Source organism: Xanthomonas vasicola pv. musacearum NCPPB 4379 (assembly GCF_000277895.2).
Lineage (GTDB): Bacteria > Pseudomonadota > Gammaproteobacteria > Xanthomonadales > Xanthomonadaceae > Xanthomonas > Xanthomonas vasicola.
The window spans coordinates 3852137-3868992 of record NZ_CP034655.1 but is presented as its reverse complement, the minus strand read 5'-3'; the positions used below and the strand labels follow the sequence as shown (position 1 = coordinate 3868992).

Genomic DNA, 16856 nt, shown 5'->3' with positions numbered 1-16856 from the left:
CCAACCAATGAGCGTGCGTATCGAGGATCACGCCATGCTGGGCAACTGCCACAGCGCGGCCCTGGTCGATCACCGCGGCACCATCGGCTGGCTGTGTCTGCCACGCTTCGATTCCGATGCGGTCTTCGCCTCGTTGCTGGGCGAGGAACAACACGGGCAATGGGCATTGTCGCCGGCTGCCGACTTCCGCAGCGAGCGCGCCTACGAAGACGACAGCCTGGTGCTGTGCACGCGCATGATCACCGACACCGGCACGGTGGAGCTGGTCGACTTTATGGTGGCGAGCGAAAACGGCGAAATCCATCAACATCTGGTGCGTATCGTGCGCTGCCTGCAGGGCAGCGTGCCGATGCACATGCGCCTGACCTTCCGCTTCAACTACGGCCGCACGGTGCCGTGGGTCACGCGCATCGTCGATGGCATCCGCGCCATCGCCGGCCCCGATCAACTGATATTGCGTTCGCCGCAGACACTGCGCGGCCAAGACATGGGCACCGAAACCGACTTCACCTTGCGCGAAGGCGAAAGCACCTGGTTTCTGCTGAGTCATGGCGCTTCGCATCTGGAGACACCGCCCCTGATCGATGCCGAACAGGCGCTGCAACGCACCGCCGCGTTCTGGCATGGCTGGGCGCGCCGCTGCACCGATGTGGGGCCATGGACCGAGCAGGTGCGCCGCTCGCTGGTGGTGCTGAAGGGGCTGAGTTATCTGCCCACCGGCGGCATTGTCGCTGCGCCCACTGCCTCGTTGCCGGAGCATCTGGGTGGCACGCGTAATTGGGATTATCGCTACTGCTGGCTGCGCGATTCGGTGTTTACCCTGATTGCCTTGTTGCAGGCTGGGTATCGCGACGAAGCGGCGGCCTTTCGCGATTGGGTCCAACGCACCATTGCCGGTTCGCCGGATCAATTGCAGGCGCTGTACGGCATCGCCGGCGAACGCCGCTTGCAGGAATGGGAAGCGTCCTGGTTGCCCGGCTATGAAAACTCCGGCCCGGTGCGCATCGGTAACGGCGCGGTGGATCAGTTTCAACTCGATGTCTACGGTGAGTTGATCGGCGCCTTTCATTACGCGCGCGAAAAAGGCGTGGGCCCGCCATCGGACGACGATGGTTCGTCTGCGTCGCTGCTGGAAAAAATACTGGATACGTTGGAATCGCTATGGCGCGAGCCCGATGAAGGCATTTGGGAAATCCGCGACGAGCGCCGTCACTTCGTGCATTCCAAAGTGATGGCATGGCTGGCATTCGACTGCGGCGCACGTGATGGCATCACCAATGCAGATGCTGAAAAACGCGCGCACTGGGGCCGGCTTGCCGAAGAAATCCGCGCCGAAGTGCTGGAAAAAGGCGTGCACCCGGACGGCCACTTCGTACAGAGCTATGGCTCGGATCGGCTGGATGCCTCGCTGCTGCTGATTCCCATCGTGGGCTTCCTGCCGCCGGACGATCCGCGTATTGCCGCTACCGCCGATGCGATCGCACGTGATCTGACTATTGATGGACTGGTCGAGCGCTATCGCGCCGACGACAGCGCCGACGGCTTGCCGGCCGGTGAAGGCACCTTTCTGGCCTGCAGTTTCTGGCTGGTGGAAAACTATGCATTGATCGGCCGCACCGACCAGGCGCGTGCGCTGCTCGAACGTTTGCTCGGGCTCTGCAACGACGTCGGCCTGCTCGCTGAAGAATACGACCCGCGCAGCAAACGCATGCTCGGCAACTTCCCGCAAGGGTATTCCCACGTGGCCCTGGTCAATGCAGCACTGCGCCTGCATGGACGCATGGGCGAAAAGGAAACGCATCCATGAGTGAGCAAGCAACCACCCCGCCGTGCATCATCGTGGTGTTGGGCGCACGCGGCGATTTGACCAAGCGCCTGGTGATGCCGGCGCTGTACAACCTGCGCCGCGCCGGCGCGTTGGGCGAGCAATTCGCCATCGTCGGCATGGACCATGGCGACATCAGCGAGCGCGCGTGGCGGACCACTATGGGGCAGTCGATGACGCAGCTGCTCAGCAGCCGCGATGCCGAATTCCAGACCGACCAATTCGATACCGACACCTGGGACTGGCTGCGCGAGCGCATGCATTATCTGCGCGGCGACTTCACCGACCTGGGCGCCTACCAGGCGCTGGACGGTGTGCTGGACAAGTTGCACAAGCGCTATGGCACCCAGGGCAATGTGTTGTTCTATCTGGCCACCGCTGCACGTTTCTTCGAGCCGGTGTTGCTCAATCTGGGCGAAGCCGGCCTGGTCAGGCAGCGCGAGGGCGAAGGCTGGCGTCGGGTGATCGTGGAAAAACCTTTCGGTCACGATCTGCCCAGCGCAAAGCATCTCAATGCCACTGTGGGCAAAGTGCTGCACGAAGATCAGGTGTTCCGCATCGATCATTTCCTGGGCAAGGAAACCGTGCAGAACATTCTTGCGTTCCGCTTCGCCAACGGCTTGTTCGAGCCGGTGTGGAATCGCGACCGCATCGACCATGTGCAGATCACCGCGGCCGAAACCATCGGCGTGGAAGGGCGCGGACGTTTCTACGATCCCACCGGCTGCTTGCGCGACATGGTGCCAAACCATCTATTCCAGTTGCTGGCGATGATTGCGATGGAACCACCAGCGGCGTTTACGACTGAAGCGATGCATCGCCGTCGCGCCGAAGTCATCGAAGCGGTACGCCCGATCAAACCCGAGGACGTGGTGCGTGGGCAGTACGCCTCTGGTGCAGTCAGTCGCAGCGCGGTACCTGGCTATCGCGAAGAAGACACCGTGCCGGAAGATTCGGAAACCGAAACCTATGTAGCGATGAAACTGCAGGTGGACACCTGGCGCTGGGCCGGCGTGCCGTTCTACCTGCGCACTGGCAAACGCCTGCGCGAGCGCACCACCGAGATCGCGATCCGCTTCAAACCGGCACCGCTGGCGCCGTTCCGCAGCACCGAAGTGGGCGGCTACGGCCCCGACTGGCTGGTGCTGCATATTCAACCGGACGAAGGCATTTCGCTGCAGTTCGACGTCAAACGCCCCGGCGCGCAGGTGGCACTGGCACCGGTGCGGATGGACTTCCGTTACCGCGACTGGTTCCCCAAGGAATACACCGTGGGCTACGAGCGCCTGCTGCAGGACTGTATGAACGGCGAAGCCGGCCTGTTCCAGGATGCGGCCATGGTGGAAGGCGCATGGCGCATCGTGCAACCGATCCTGGATGCGTGGAAACAACCGCCGAGCGACTTCCCCAATTACGCCGCCGGCAGCGCCGGTCCCTCGGCTGCCGATGCCTTGCTGGCAATGAACGGCGGCCACGCCTGGCGCGCACTCACTCCCGGGCGCAAGCCACCACCGCGCCGCCCGCCAGAAGCGCGCGCTGGTGCTGCTACGCCGGTGAAGAAAGCCGCCAAGAAGATCCCGAAGAAAGCGAGTAAGGCAACACCCAAACGTGCCGCCGCACCTGCTGCCAAATCTACTCAAGGTGCAGCCGGTTCGCCCGGCAAGGTGGCAAAGACATCCGTCACCAGGCGCGCGACGAAGAAGGTCGCAAAAGCAGCTGCAAGGACCGTGAGCAAAGCTGCGGCTGGCAAGAGCGCAGCGAAGAAGTCGGCCAGCAAGACCGCAGTGCGCACACCGCGCAGCTGAGTGATGCGATCAACGTGCAGCCGCTGCGATCGTGCGGCGGCTGTATGTGCAGAAAATCCCTGTAGGAGTGCGCTTGCGCGCGACGAGGGGTTATCGGTAACGCCTCGTCGCGCGCAAGCGCGCTCCTACCCAAAGCTCATTGATCGAGCGTGGCGGGTGCAGCCTCGCCATCCACATCCGCCTTGACGTCGGCTTCGAATAGGTTCATCAGGTCGGCGCGTGCGTCGCGTGAGGTCTGGATCACTTTGGCTTCGTCATCGTAGACCAGATGCTGGCGGCGCAGCAGGTCTTCGTCATGCTGGCGGAAGCGTTTGACGTGCTCGTGTGCGAGTGCTTCACCCAGGCCGAGTGAGGTCAGTACGCGTTCGCTCAGCTCTAGGCTGGAGGCGAACACTTCGCGGAACGGTTCGGCGCCCAGATCCATCAGTTTCCAGGCGTGTTGGCGATTGCGTGCGCGCGCCAGTACGGTGGCTTGCGGATAGAGGCGACGGATCAGCCGCACCGTCTTGATGTTGGTTTCCGGGTCGTCCACCGCGATCACGAACACCTTGATGCGGTCGGCACCGGCGGCGCGCAGTAGCTCGGGGCGGGTAGGGTCGCCGTAATACAGCTGGCTGCCGAAGCGGCGCAAGTCTTCCACCGTGTCGGGATTGTGTTCCAGCGCGACGAACGGCACATGCCGCGCGGTGAGCAGGCGCGCGACCACCTGGCCGAAGCGGCCCATGCCGGCCACCAGCACCTTGGGCGTCTGCGCATCGATGGTGTCGAACGGCCGATCGGTTTTGGGTGCGCGCACGCGCAGCGGCCCGTTGAGGATGCGTTGCATGCCGAGCAGCAATAGCGGCGTCAGCGCCATCGACACGCCGACGATGGCGACCAGCCGGTCGTGATTGGCCGGCTCCAGCAAGCCGACGCGGTCGGCCTCGTTGAACACCACGAACGCGAATTCGCCGCCCAGCCACAGCACGCTGCCCAGCATCAGGCTGCTGCGCAGCGGCAGTTTGGCCACGCTGCCGATGCCGACCAGCAGCGAGAACTTCACCACCAGCAAAATCGCCACGCCCGCCGCGATCAACCAGGGCTCGGCGACCACGCGGTTAAGGTCGATGCCCATGCCCACCGAGATGAAGAACAGCCCCAGCAGCAAGCCTTCGAACGGTTCGATCTGCGATTCCAGTTCGTGGCGAAATTCCGAATCGGCCAACAACACGCCGGCGATGAAGGCGCCCAGGCTGGCGCTCAATCCGGCTTCCTGCATGATCCAGGCGGTGCCCAGCACCACCAGCAATGCGCTGGCCGTGAACACTTCTGGCATGCGCGTGCGCGCCACCACGTTGAACAGATGACGCAACACAAAACGCCCGCACACGATCACCAACGCAAGTGCTGCGATGGCCTTGGCCACGTCCTGCCATTCGAGCGCGTCATTCTTGCTGCCACCAAGTAGCGGGATGGCTGCCAGTAATGGGATTGCAATCAAATCCTGGAACAGCAAGATGGCGAATGCCAGCCGCCCGTAGTCGCTGTTGAGCGCCTTGCGCTCGGCCAGCAATTGCAGGCCCACCGCCGTGGAGGAGAGCGCCAGCGCCACGCCGACGATCAACGCGCTCTTCCAGCCCAGTTGAGCTGCCATCAGCAAGCCGCCCAGGATCACTGCGGTCACCAGCACCTGGGTGGCACCGGCGCCGAACACCGAATGGCGCATCACCTTCAGGCGTGCCGGCGACAGTTCCAGCCCGATCACGAACAGCAGCATCACCACACCGATCTCGGCCGCACCGCTGATGCGTTCGGCATCCTGCACCACGCCCACGCCGTCCGGGCCAAGCACCACGCCGGCGACCAGATAGGCCAGCACCGCACCCAGGCCAAAGCGCTTGAACACCGGCACCGCCACGATGGCGGCCAGCATCAGCACCAACGCCAGTTCCAGACCACCGCTATGCATGCGTACTCTCCGTTTAGGTGCGCATTATGCCGCGCAGGCTCACTGGCCTGCGCGCACGCACGTGCCATCTATGCGACGGTGAATGCCGGTTGCGATGGCATGCGATGCGACAACGCGTTTGCGTGTGTGGATGGCGATGCACAGATGTAACGCACGGGATGTTGCGCGAAGCGGGCTGTAGGAATGACCCTGACTTCCAGCGTAGCGCAGTGACGGCCGGTGGCTCGGCTCCGTCTCGGCGCGTCAGCCGCGGCATGGGCGTCGCGGTAACGGTGCATCCGCCTCTCCTAACACGCTGGCCTGGCATGGCGGTGCCGCGGCGCCCTGGGTTCTTCGTCGGCCTGCCTCTGTTGGCGCGCGACAACCCGTGCGCAGGCACGATCCCCGCCGCGCCGCTGGCTTGTTGACCCAAATCCCGCTGGCGTGCACGCTCGATGCATACCTGCGACGCCCGGCTTCGGGAAGCCCACTTAAGCGACCTGCGCACAGGGCATTGACCAAGCCGACTCATGCGCGCAGACTGCGCCGCGCCACCGCCCGGATCACCGGCCGGGACGCACCTTTGGAGTCCTTACCCATGTCCAGCGACAGTCACCCTAGACCCGGGTCGATGACCCAGCTGGCGCGCGCCTGAGGCTTGAGGTTCGCTGGCTGTCATCGACGACGGTCGTCACCAGGCGAACCACCATGTACGACGAAACCCTGCGCCTCGCCGAAGGCGTCGAAGCACTGACCGCACCCCTGGCCGAGCTCAACACGGCCGATGCGGTGGAATATCTCAACACCCTCGACCGCGACGAAGCGGCACAGGTGCTGGCCGCGTTGCCGCCGCCACGTGCGGTGAAGGTGCTTGAGCAGCCAGAATTGCGCGATGCCAGCACGCTGGTGGCCTTGCTTCCGGCCGAGCAGGCTGCGTCGCTGCTGGGGCAGATGGCCGACGACCGCGCCACCGACATCTTCCACGGTCTGGATGCCGAGCAGCGCCAGCCGCTGCTGTGGCTGCTCAGCGCCGAGGCGCGGCTGTCGATCCAGGCATTGATGCGCTACCCGCCCAATACGGCTGGCGCGCTGATGACCACCGAGTTTGTCGCCGTGCCGTCCGACTGGACGGTAGGCCGCACGCTGCAGCACATCCGCGAAGTGGAGCGCAGCCGCGAGACGGTTTACGCGATCTATCTGCTCGACCCGCATACGCGTGTGCTGCAGCAGGTGGTGACCATGCGCCGGCTGATCACCGGCGCGCCAGAAGCACCAATCCTGGACGTGGCGCAGGTCAATCCGCCGGTCACCGTGGACCCGGCACTGGATCAGGAAGAAGTGGCGCGGCTGATCCGTCGCCACGACCTGCTCGCCATTCCGGTGGTGGATGCGCGCGGCCACGTGCTCGGCATCGTCACCGTGGACGACGTGCTGGATGCATTGATCGCCGAATCCACCGAAGACGTGCACAAGTTCGGCGGCATGGAAGCGCTGGACAAGCCGTACATGCAGATTGGCTTCGGCCAGATGATCAAGAAGCGCGCCGGCTGGTTGAGCGTGCTGTTTCTGGGCGAAATGCTCACCGCCAGCGCGATGCAGCACTTCGAGGACGAGCTATCCAAGGCGGTGGTGTTGACCTTGTTCATCCCGCTGATCATGAGCTCGGGCGGCAACTCCGGTTCGCAGGCCACCTCTCTGCTGATCCGCTCGCTGGCGCTGCGCGAAATCCGCCTGGGCGACTGGTGGAAAGTGGCGCTGCGCGAACTGCCTACCGGCCTGACCCTGGGCGCGATCCTGGGCGTGTTGGCGATCGTGCGCATCACCATCTGGCAGACCGCCGGCCTGTACAACTACGGCCCGCATTGGCAGATGGTGGCGTTGACCATCGGCGCCGCGCTGATCGGCATCGTCACCTTCGGTTCGCTCTCCGGCTCGATGCTGCCATTTGTGCTGCAACGCTTCGGCTTCGACCCCGCCAGTGCCTCGGCGCCATTTGTTGCGACCTTGGTGGACGTCACCGGCCTGGTGATCTATTTCAGCATCGCTGCGCTGATCTTGAGCGGCACGTTGTTGTAGAGTCCGTTTTCCTTCCGGGCAAGGTACTGGCCATGCGAGGCAATGCGCTGTGTCGCTTGGGGGTGCATCGGATGGTGGGTCATCGCAGCGCCGCAGTTCGGCCGGGCCGAACCGCCCCAAACGGCGGACTGCGGCTCCATGTCCTGCACTTGGTTGCAGTAGCCAGTCATATAGGGGGCAAAATGAGTAACAGACCAAGGAAGAACGATGGCCACCAAAGCCCAGATTCTGACGAGCCTTGCCATATGGGTGGTCCCGCTCTTCAGCACCACTCTGGCTGCGCCCCTAAGCGAGCAGAATCCCATTGGAATCCAGCTGATGAACGATTTGGCCTGGCATGGCGTGTCTGATCAGATCCAAATTCATCAGCCATCTGTGCAAGGAAAGCCGCCCCATATCGACGTTTGGGAACGAATTTCCATAGCCAACACATACGGCAACTGGGCTTACGTGAAGAACCTGATCGATTGCCAGCAATGGACTCAAATTCCGTTCTTGACAATCGACCGGAATGGCTACTTCGTCTCCTGGTCAGATGCCCCTCGCTCTGTAAAGGCCGCCTGGGAAGCACATGGCCAAGGCAATGAGAGGGTTATTACAGGGGTATGTGGCCTTTACGGAATCACGAAGCAGCGTCGAGATACGCCTGAAACTGACAAAAGCGGCAACTACGTAGAGCGCTAGTAGCCCTGGGGGTGTTGGGCAACGGGGGTCACGTAAGCGGCTTGCTCTGGCAGTTCTGGGCCTATCCCGCAGCCCAAGGCACCGTGGCAATGGCCCTTGCAGGCAGTTCAGCCGACTCTCTCGCGACGGGGCTGCATGTCCGGATCGAAGCCAGGTCGGTTGATTCGGGGGAGACCAGGGCCGGCAGGCAGCGATGCGATTGCGTGACATGGTGCAGCGGAAGCGCTTGCCTGGCCGTAGCGGGATGACGGCATGCCGTTGCCGGCAAGAGCATGGCCCAGCGCGGATGCTTGTACGCACCTTCGCATGCCAGTGCGTGTACCGTAGCGCGATGGCATTCGCGTCCCCGGTCCGATGAGTACGTACCACCTGCAGCAGGTCTTTCGTCCTAGCACCGTGGCGGTGGTGGGCGGCAGCCCGCGTGATCGCTCGGCCGGGCGGGCGGTGGTGCGCAACCTGCGCGGGGCCGGGTTTCCGGGGCAGATCGGCTGGGTGAGCCCGCGCTATAACGAGATCGATGGCGTGCGCACGGTGGCGCGGCTGACCGATCTGCCGTGGGTGCCCGACCTGGTCGTCATCACCGCGCCGGCGCGCATCGTGCCGCGCATCGTATCGATCGCCGCGCGGCGCGGTGTGGCCGCAGCGATCATTCTGACCGCCGGTTTGGGCAGTGGCCCCGGCTCGCCGGCCGCACGCATGGAGGCCTCCGCGCGTGCCAAAGGCATGCGCATCCTCGGCCCGCACTGCCTGGGCGTGATCGCCCCGCATGCGCGGCTCAATGCCAGCATCGCCGCGCATTGCCCGCAGGCCGGCGACCTGGCGTTGATTTCCGAGTCCAGCGCCATTGCTGCCGCGCTGGTGGAGTGGGGCGTGGCACGCTCGGTCGGGTTTTCGGCGGTGGTGTCGCTGGGCGATACGCTGGATGTGGATTTCGGCGATCTGCTCGATTACTTCGCCACCGACTACCGCACCCGCGCAATTCTGCTGTACGTCGAACGCATCGGCGATGCGCGCAAGTTCATGTCGGCCGCACGTGCCGCCGCGCGTGCCAAACCGGTGGTGGTGGTCAAATCCGGCCGGCAGTACCGCATCAATCCCAATGCCGGCACCCACGCGCAGGCCTTGGCCGGCTCGGATGCGGTGTATGGCGCCGCGTTCGCGCGTGCCGGCCTCTTGCGCGTCGGCGCGCTGGACGAACTGTTCGCCGCCGCCGAAACCCTGGGCCGGCTCGGCAGTTTCCCCGGCCGGCGCTTAGCCATCCTGAGCAACGGCGGCGGGGTGGGGCAGTTGGCGGTAGATCAGTTGGTGCTGCGCGGCGGCACCCTGGCCGAGTTGTCGGCCAAGACGCTGGAAAAACTCGATCAGTCGCTGCCCGAAGGCTGGTCGCGCAGCAATCCGGTCGACATCATTGTCGACGCCGACGGCGCGCGCTATGCCGCGGCGATCGAAGCCTTGTTGGACGACCCGGAAAACGACGCGCTGCTGGTGGTCAACGTGCCCACCGCGTTCACCTCCTCGGCCGATGCGGCCAAGGCGTTGACCCGCGCACTGGACCAGCGCAACCGCTACCAGCGCGACAAGCCGGTGTTTGCAGTGTGGCTGGGCCAGGACGATGCGGCGATTGCCGCGCTCAACGCCGCGCGCGTGCCCACCTATGCCACCGAATCGGACGCGGTCCGCGGCTTCACCCACCTGGTGCGCTACCGCGAGGCGCAGGCAGCGCTGATTGAGACCCCGCCCAGCCTGCCGGAAGACTTTGTGGTAGATGCTGGCATCGCGCGGGCGCTGGTGGAAGAGGCCCTGGCGGCCGGCCGGCGCTGGCTGGACCCGGTCGCGACCAATCGCCTGCTGGCCGCCTACGGCATCCCGATCGTGCCGCTGCAGGTGGCCGCCACCGCCAACGAGGCCGCATTGCTGGCCGACCCGCTACTGGCGGTCGGCCGCACGGTGACCTTGAAAGTGTTGTCCAGCGAGATTGCGCACAAGTCCGATGTGGATGGCGTGCGGTTGAACCTCTCCAGCGTGGCGGCGGTGCGTGAAGCGGCCACCGGCATCCTGGCGCGTGCGCGCGCTGCGCATCCCAATGCAGTGATCGAAGGGGTGATCGTGCAGCCCACCGTGCTGCGGCCGAAGGCACGCGAACTGATCACCGGCATTGCCGACGACCCGGTGTTCGGCCCGGCGATCGTGTTTGGGCGCGGCGGTACCGCGGTGGAAGTCATCAACGACCGCGAGCTGGCGCTGCCGCCGCTGGACCTGCGTCTGGCCCATGAGCTGATCGGCCGCACCCGCGTGTCGCGCATCCTCAAGGCCTACCGGGACGTGCCGGCCGCCGACGAGCGTGCAGTGGCGCTGGTGTTGGTCAAGCTGGCGCAGCTGGCCGCCGACATCCCGGAAATCACCGAGCTGGACATCAACCCGCTGCTGGCCGACCGCGATGGCGTGATCGCGCTCGATGCGCGCGTGGCTGTGGCGCCGGCGCGCAAGCTGCACAAGGGCCGCGGCCATCCGCGCTTTGCGATCTTCCCGTACCCCAAAGAATGGGAGCGCCAGATCGGCCTGGGCGATGGCGCCCACGCGCTGGTGCGCCCGGTGCGCCCGGAAGACGACGCCCTGTTCCGCGCGTTCTTCGCCCGCGTCACCGATGAAGACCTGCGGCTGCGCTTCTTCCAGTCGGTGAAGCATTTCAGCCACGAATTCATCGCCCGGCTGACCCAGCTCGACTACGCCCGCTCCATCGCGCTGGTAGCCATCGACCCCAAGACCGGCGACATGCTCGGCGCGGTGCGCCTGCACGCCGACGCCGATTACGAGCGCGGCGAGTACGGCATCCTGATCCGCTCCGACCTCAAGGGCCACGGCATCGGCTGGCAGCTGATGCGCATCATGATCGAGTACGCGCGCTGGCTGGGCCTGAAGCAGATCGAAGGCCAGGTGCTGCGCGAGAACCGCACCATGCTGGCGATGTGCCAGAGCCTGGGCTTCGGCGTGCGCCCGGATCCGGACGATGCGACCCTGATGGCAGTGACACTCCCTATAATGGGCGAGCCGCGCCCGGCCTGACGTTGTGTCACGCCGCGGTCCCCCATCCTCCACCGCACGCCGGATCTGCCAGGCTTCGCCTTGCCCGTTGCTCCGGCTGTCGTCTCGGCCCGCCTGGGAGTGTCAATGTTTCGCGAGTTCAGAATGTCGTTGTTGGTTGCCGCCGTCTGCCTGAGCGTGGCCGCCTGGTGGGGACACACCACCTCAATGGGGCTGTGGCAGGCGCTGTGGCTGTGCCTGGTGCTGAGCGTCCTGGAAGTGTCGTTGTCGTTCGACAACGCGGTGGTCAACGCCGGCGTGCTCAAGCACATGAACGCGTTCTGGCAAAAATTGTTCCTGACGGTGGGCATCCTGATTGCCGTATTCGGCATGCGCCTGGTGTTCCCGATCGTGATCGTGTCGGTGGCCACCGGCATGGGCCTGGCGCCGGTGATGCAGATGGCGCTGAAGGAGCCGGAACGCTACAGCCAGGTGCTGACCGACAACTATCCGTCCATCGCCGCCTTCGGTGGCATGTTTCTGCTGCTGGTGTTCCTAAATTTCCTGTTCGACCAGGAGCGCAAGCTGCATTGGCTCGGCCCGGTGGAGCGGCTGGTCGGCAAGCTCGGCAAGGCCGATGCGATGTCGGTGATCGTGGCGGTTTCGGTGCTGCTGGGTACCAAACTGTTCCTGCCCGATGGCATCTTCCAGAGCGTGCTGTTCGCTGGTTTGGGCGGCATCCTGCTGTATCTGCTGGTCGGCAGCGTGGATGCGCTGTTCGAAGCCGAAGAGAGCGAAGACGGTGGCATGGGCCCGGCCAAGCGTTCGGGCATTGCGGCCTTTTTGTATCTGGAAGTGCTGGACGCCTCGTTCTCGTTCGACGGTGTGATCGGCGCATTCGCCATCACCCGCGACGTGGTGATCATCATGCTGGGCCTGGCGATCGGCGCAATGTTCGTGCGCTCGATGACGGTCTACCTGGTGCACAAGGGCACCCTGGACGAGTTCGTGTTCCTGGAGCATGGCGCCCACTACGCCATCGGCGTGCTGGCGATCATCATGCTGGTGGGCACCGTCTACCACGTGCCGGAAGTGCTGACCGGCCTGATCGGCGTGGCCTTCATCGCCGCCTCGGTGTGGTCGTCGATCCGCTACCGCAAGCGCCACCATCTCGGGCCGACCGAGATCTGAGAGGTCACCGGCAAGGTGGTGCGTCTGCTGCAAGGCCGGCGACACCGGATAAGGCGGGCGGCAGCTTAAAAAGCGCGATCGCTAGCATGCTTGGTGTCGACGGCGGGTGAATGCGGTTCGCGGATCAGGACCCTCCTGACTTGACCTGCGCAGTCGTATGCGTCCTTCCGCTGCGCGAAGCGACCGCTCGTCAGCGCAGCCCGTTGTCCTGCAAGGCTCACCGCAATTTCGGCATATTTGGTGTTGACCCCTCGGGGGTACCCCACTATCTTGGGGTTCGGTGGTGACCGCCACCAAGTGGCACCGTTTAGACGAAGGCGACGCGCAAGCGCAATGTCGCCTGCGGCTCCCATCTCAGCGACCTGTACGCGCCCCGGCATTGCCGCGGTCGCTTCCGGCCCGATGACGGCAGCGCGTTGCCACCAAAACACCATCATGCGACAGCACACCGCGTGATGGCGGCCGTGGGAGTTCAGGGACATTGGTGGGTGATGCCGCCGCGGGCGATGGCCTGCGCGCTGTGCGTGGCGTGTCGCCAATGCCGTCTGGACGCCGCTCGGCTGTCGCCTGCTCTCCGGCAGGTTCGTGTGCCTACGCATGGAGGACGCATGACCACCAACGACACCCTTGCCGCGATCGCCGCCGGTACCGCAACACCCACCAGCGTTGCCGCGCCCGCCTGCGCGCCGGAATTGATCGACCCATCGGACATCGTGCCGCCGCCCCGCCAAGCCATTGCAATGCACGCACAGACCATCGAAGAACAAAACGTCTCCACCTGGATTACGAAAGAAGCGGGCAATCGCAAGATTCCGTTCGAGCCGGAGCGCCTGAATCGCGCCATCGACCAGATCCATGCCGAGTTCCCGCAGCTGGACGTGGCTGACTACAAGCGCTCGGTGTTCGGCTTTGTCGAGCGCAAGGACAGCGTCAACGCCGACGACCTGGTCGACCACCTGATCCGCGAGGCCGAAGCCCGCGTCGATCTGACCACCCCGGAGTGGGAACACTTCGCTGCGCGTCTGTACCTGCGCCGCCTGTACAAGCGCGCCAGCCGCAACCGTTTCTACGACGCCAGCCAGAAGTACGGCTCGTTCGTCGGCCTGCAGGAAAGCCTGGCCGACCGCAATGTCTATTCCAACGACATCCTGCGCCGCTATTCCAAGGACGAACTGATCGAAGCCGGCAAGATGATCGAGCCCGAGCGCGACAAGCTGTTCGCCTATAACGGCCTGTACCTGCTGGCCACGCGTTACCTGGCCACCGATAGCTCGCGTGGCGTGTTCGAACTGCCGCAGGAGCGCTGGCTGACGATTGCGCTGTACCTGATGCAGGACGAGATCGGCACCGGCAAGGGCAGCCGCGAGCGCCGCATGCAGCTGGTCGGCGAGGCTTATTGGGCGCTGTCCAACCTCTACATGACGGTGGCAACGCCGACGCTGGCCAATGCCGGCAAGGTCGGCGGCCAGCTGTCCAGCTGCTTCATCGACACCGTCGACGACAGCCTGCAGGGTATCTACGACTCCAACACCGACGTGGCGCGCGTGTCCAAGCACGGCGGCGGTGTGGGCGCCTACCTGGGCTATGTGCGTTCGTCGGGCTCGGCGATCCGTGGTGTGTCCAATTCGTCCGGCGGCGTGGTGCCGTGGATCAAGCAGCTCAACAACACCGCCGTGTCGGTGGATCAGCTGGGCCAGCGCAAGGGCGCCATCGCGGTCTATCTGGACATCTTCCACCGCGACATCGAAGCGTTCCTGGACCTGCGCCTGAATAACGGCGACCAGCGTCTGCGCGCGCACGACGTGTTCACCTCGGTGTGCATCCCCGACCTGTTCATGGAAGCGGTCGAGCGTCGCGGCGACTGGTACCTGTTCGACCCGCACGAAGTGAAGCGGATCAAGGGCTGGTATCTGCAGGATTTCTACGACGAGAAGAAGGGCGACGCCAACAGCAGCTTCCGTCGCAAGTACGAAGAAGTCGTCGCCGACGAGCGCATCACGCGCAAGACGGTCAAGGCGATCGAGATCTTCAAGCGCATCATGGTCAGCCAGCTGGAAACCGGCAATCCGTTCATGTTCTATCGCGATGAAGTCAATCGCAAGAACCCGAACAAGCACGAGGGCATGGTCTATTCGTCCAACCTGTGCACCGAGATCCTGCAGAACATGAGCCCGACGCGGATGATGCAGGAGATCATCAGCGGCAATCAGATCGTCACCACCAAGAAGGCGGGCGACTTCGTCGTGTGCAACCTGTCTTCGATCAACCTGGGCCGCGCGATTACAGTGCAGGCCGACCAGGCCGATCTCCTGGGCGCCGACGTGCTGGAACGGTTGATCCCGATCCAGGTGCGCATGCTCGACAACGTGATCGATCTGAACCAGTTGCCGGTACCGCAGGCCACCATCACCAACCAGAAATACCGCGCGATTGGTCTTGGCACCTTCGGTTGGCATCATCTGCTCGCGCAGAAGGCCATCCACTGGAATGCCAAGGAAGCCGAGGATTACAGCGATGAGCTGTATGAGCGCATCAACTACCTGACCATCCAGGCGAGCATGGAGCTGGCCAAGGAAAAGGGCACCTATAGCGTGTTCCGCGGCAGCGACTGGCACAACGGGGAGTACTTCCGTGCACGCGACTACAACAGCCCGCAATGGCTGGAACTGTCGGCCCAGGTGGCGGTCAATGGCGTGCGCAATGCGTGGATGCTGGCGGTTGCACCGAACATGAGCACCGCGCAGATTGCCGGTTCCACCGCCTCAATCGACCCGATCTACAGCGCGTTCTACTACGAAGAAAAGAAGGACTTCCGGCGTCCGGTTGCCGCGCCTGGCCTGTCGCTGGAAACCTGGCCGTACTACGAAAAGGGCGCCTACAAGGTCGACCAGTTCGCCAGCGTGCGCCAGAACGCCCGTCGTCAGCGTCACGTGGACCAGTCGATCAGCTTCAACTTCTACGTGCCCAGCACCATCCGTGCGAGCACGCTGCTGGACCTGCACATGACGGCCTGGCGCGAAGGGTTGAAGACCACGTACTACGTGCGTTCCAACGACATCGACATCAGTGAGTGTGAGTGGTGTAGCAGCTAAAGCGCATTCGCGCTTTCGCTTCCACAGTTCGCGTCGCGAACTGTGGACCCTGCTTCACCAGTCTCCACACCCCGCGCCTTTGGCGCGCCCCCTGACTCAGGGGGCTTTGCTCCAGCACGTGTAGCGTCGTTATTGGCGCAGTGACATTTCGAGAAAGAACATGGCCCTGTCTGCAACACCGCTTGAACGCATCAAAATTCTTGAGCCGCGTCACCCGAACCGTTCGACCAGCATCATCAATGGTCAGACCTCGGGCATCCTTAATTGGAACGACATTCCGTACCCGTCTTTCTATCGGGCCTACAAGGAACTGTCGACCAACTTCTGGATCCCCGACGAGGTGGACATGAAGGGCGACGCGCGCCAGTACAACGAGCTGTCGGCGCGCGAAAAAAATGCCTACGATTCGATCATCGGCTTGCTGGCCACGCTGGATTCGCCGCAGACGCGTTTCATCTACAACGTCGCCGAATACATCACCGACCCGGCCGCGCATGCCAATGCCGCCATCATCGGCCAGCAGGAAGTAATTCATAACGAGAGCTACAGCTACGTGCTGGCCTCGATCACCGGTCTGGCCGACCAGAACCGCGTGTTCGAAATCGCGCGCACACACCCGACCATCATCAAGCGCAACGCGCCGATCATGGGCGCCTACGAAGACTTCATGCGCGAGAAGACGGCCGAGACGCTGATCCGTTCGCTGATCCAGTCCTCGATCCTGGAAGGCATCAACTTCTATTCCGGCTTTGCGTATTTCTACAATCTGGTCCGCCAGAACCGCATGACCGGCACCGGCAAGATCATCAGCTTCATCAACCGCGACGAACTGGCGCATTCGAAGTTCATCAGCGAGCTGATCCGCGCCATCATCGGCGAGAACCAGGCGCTGCAGGGCGATCAGCTCACCGACTACGTGCACAAGGCCTTCGAACACGCGATCGACCTGGAAACCCAGTGGACCGCCGAAGTGCTGGACGGCATCGACGGCATCGACGTGGACGAGATGATCCGCTACGTGAAGTACCGCGCCAACAAGATGGCCGGCATGCTCGGCATCGAGAAGCTGTACGAAGGCGCCAACGACAACGTGATGCCGTGGATCAAGGCCTACGCCGACAACTTCACCGAGACCAAGACCGACTTTTTCGAGATGCGCAATGCCTCGTACAAGAAGACTAACTCGGATAACGGGTTCGACGATTTGTAACGATAAATTTGCCTCGATCAATGGA

General features: G+C 63.8%; 10 protein-coding genes. 8 read left to right on the top strand and 2 right to left on the bottom strand.

Annotation, left to right across the window (positions count from 1 at the left end; all coding sequences use genetic code 11):
- Positions 1 to 7 precede the first annotated feature (7 nt).
- Positions 8 to 1807 carry a glycoside hydrolase family 15 protein gene (locus KWO_RS17930; RefSeq protein WP_010381462.1) on the top strand — a complete coding sequence of 600 codons (1800 nt, stop codon included), beginning with the start codon at positions 8 to 10 and terminating at the stop codon, positions 1805 to 1807.
- Positions 1804 to 3630 (top strand): glucose-6-phosphate dehydrogenase, encoded by a 1827-nt coding sequence (gene zwf, locus KWO_RS17925; protein ID WP_010381463.1) that lies wholly within the window; start codon positions 1804 to 1806, stop codon positions 3628 to 3630. Before KWO_RS17930 ends, zwf begins: the two co-directional genes overlap by 4 nt.
- Positions 3631 to 3766: 136 nt before the next feature.
- On the opposite strand, the gene KWO_RS17920 is transcribed toward zwf, so the two are convergent.
- A complete protein-coding gene (locus tag KWO_RS17920) occupies positions 3767 to 5578 on the bottom strand; it encodes a monovalent cation:proton antiporter-2 (CPA2) family protein (RefSeq protein ID WP_010369808.1) in 1812 nt (603 codons plus the stop codon).
- 687 nt (positions 5579 to 6265) lie between these two features.
- Between KWO_RS17920 and mgtE the strand changes: the two genes are divergently transcribed.
- Positions 6266 to 7633, top strand: coding sequence for a magnesium transporter (mgtE, locus tag KWO_RS17910; protein WP_010369813.1), 1368 nt, complete (start codon positions 6266 to 6268; stop codon positions 7631 to 7633).
- On the opposite strand, the gene KWO_RS22370 is transcribed toward mgtE, so the two are convergent.
- Entirely contained in the window at positions 7588 to 7848 is a 261-nt protein-coding gene (locus KWO_RS22370; protein ID WP_124943929.1) for a hypothetical protein, read from the bottom strand. The genes mgtE and KWO_RS22370 overlap by 46 nt on opposite strands.
- On the opposite strand from KWO_RS22370, the gene KWO_RS17905 reads away from it, so the two are divergent.
- From KWO_RS17905 to KWO_RS17875, 5 genes are all read left to right on the top strand, one after another.
- Positions 7841 to 8317, top strand: a complete 477-nt coding sequence (locus KWO_RS17905; RefSeq protein ID WP_010381468.1) for a hypothetical protein — start codon at positions 7841 to 7843, stop codon at positions 8315 to 8317. The genes KWO_RS22370 and KWO_RS17905 overlap by 8 nt on opposite strands.
- A 354-nt stretch (positions 8318 to 8671) precedes the next feature.
- On the top strand, positions 8672 to 11380 hold the full coding sequence (locus tag KWO_RS17900) for a bifunctional acetate--CoA ligase family protein/GNAT family N-acetyltransferase (protein ID WP_017113695.1): 2709 nt from the start codon (positions 8672 to 8674) through the stop codon (positions 11378 to 11380).
- A gap of 105 nt (positions 11381 to 11485) precedes the next feature.
- The gene (locus KWO_RS17895; protein ID WP_017112277.1) at positions 11486 to 12529 is read left to right on the top strand and encodes a DUF475 domain-containing protein; all 1044 of its coding nucleotides are present in this window, start codon (positions 11486 to 11488) and stop codon (positions 12527 to 12529) included.
- 608 nt (positions 12530 to 13137) lie between these two features.
- Positions 13138 to 15621: a ribonucleoside-diphosphate reductase subunit alpha gene (locus tag KWO_RS17885; RefSeq protein ID WP_010369823.1), complete on the top strand. Its 2484-nt coding sequence runs from the start codon at positions 13138 to 13140 to the stop codon at positions 15619 to 15621.
- 166 nt (positions 15622 to 15787) lie between these two features.
- Positions 15788 to 16831 (top strand): ribonucleotide-diphosphate reductase subunit beta, encoded by a 1044-nt coding sequence (locus KWO_RS17875; RefSeq protein WP_026113247.1) that lies wholly within the window; start codon positions 15788 to 15790, stop codon positions 16829 to 16831.
- The last annotated feature ends 25 nt before the right edge of the window (positions 16832 to 16856 follow it).

Coding starts and splice junctions, on each gene's coding strand:
- KWO_RS17895 (WP_017112277.1), top strand. CDS start 11,486: ATGTTTCGCGAGTTCAGAATGTCGTTGTTGGTTGCCGCCGTCTGCCTG.
- KWO_RS17905 (WP_010381468.1), top strand. CDS start 7,841: ATGGCCACCAAAGCCCAGATTCTGACGAGCCTTGCCATATGGGTGGTC.
- KWO_RS17900 (WP_017113695.1), top strand. CDS start 8,672: ATGAGTACGTACCACCTGCAGCAGGTCTTTCGTCCTAGCACCGTGGCG.
- mgtE (WP_010369813.1), top strand. CDS start 6,266: ATGTACGACGAAACCCTGCGCCTCGCCGAAGGCGTCGAAGCACTGACC.
- KWO_RS17885 (WP_010369823.1), top strand. CDS start 13,138: ATGACCACCAACGACACCCTTGCCGCGATCGCCGCCGGTACCGCAACA.
- KWO_RS17930 (WP_010381462.1), top strand. CDS start 8: ATGAGCGTGCGTATCGAGGATCACGCCATGCTGGGCAACTGCCACAGC.
- KWO_RS17920 (WP_010369808.1), bottom strand. CDS start 5,578: ATGCATAGCGGTGGTCTGGAACTGGCGTTGGTGCTGATGCTGGCCGCC.
- zwf (WP_010381463.1), top strand. CDS start 1,804: ATGAGTGAGCAAGCAACCACCCCGCCGTGCATCATCGTGGTGTTGGGC.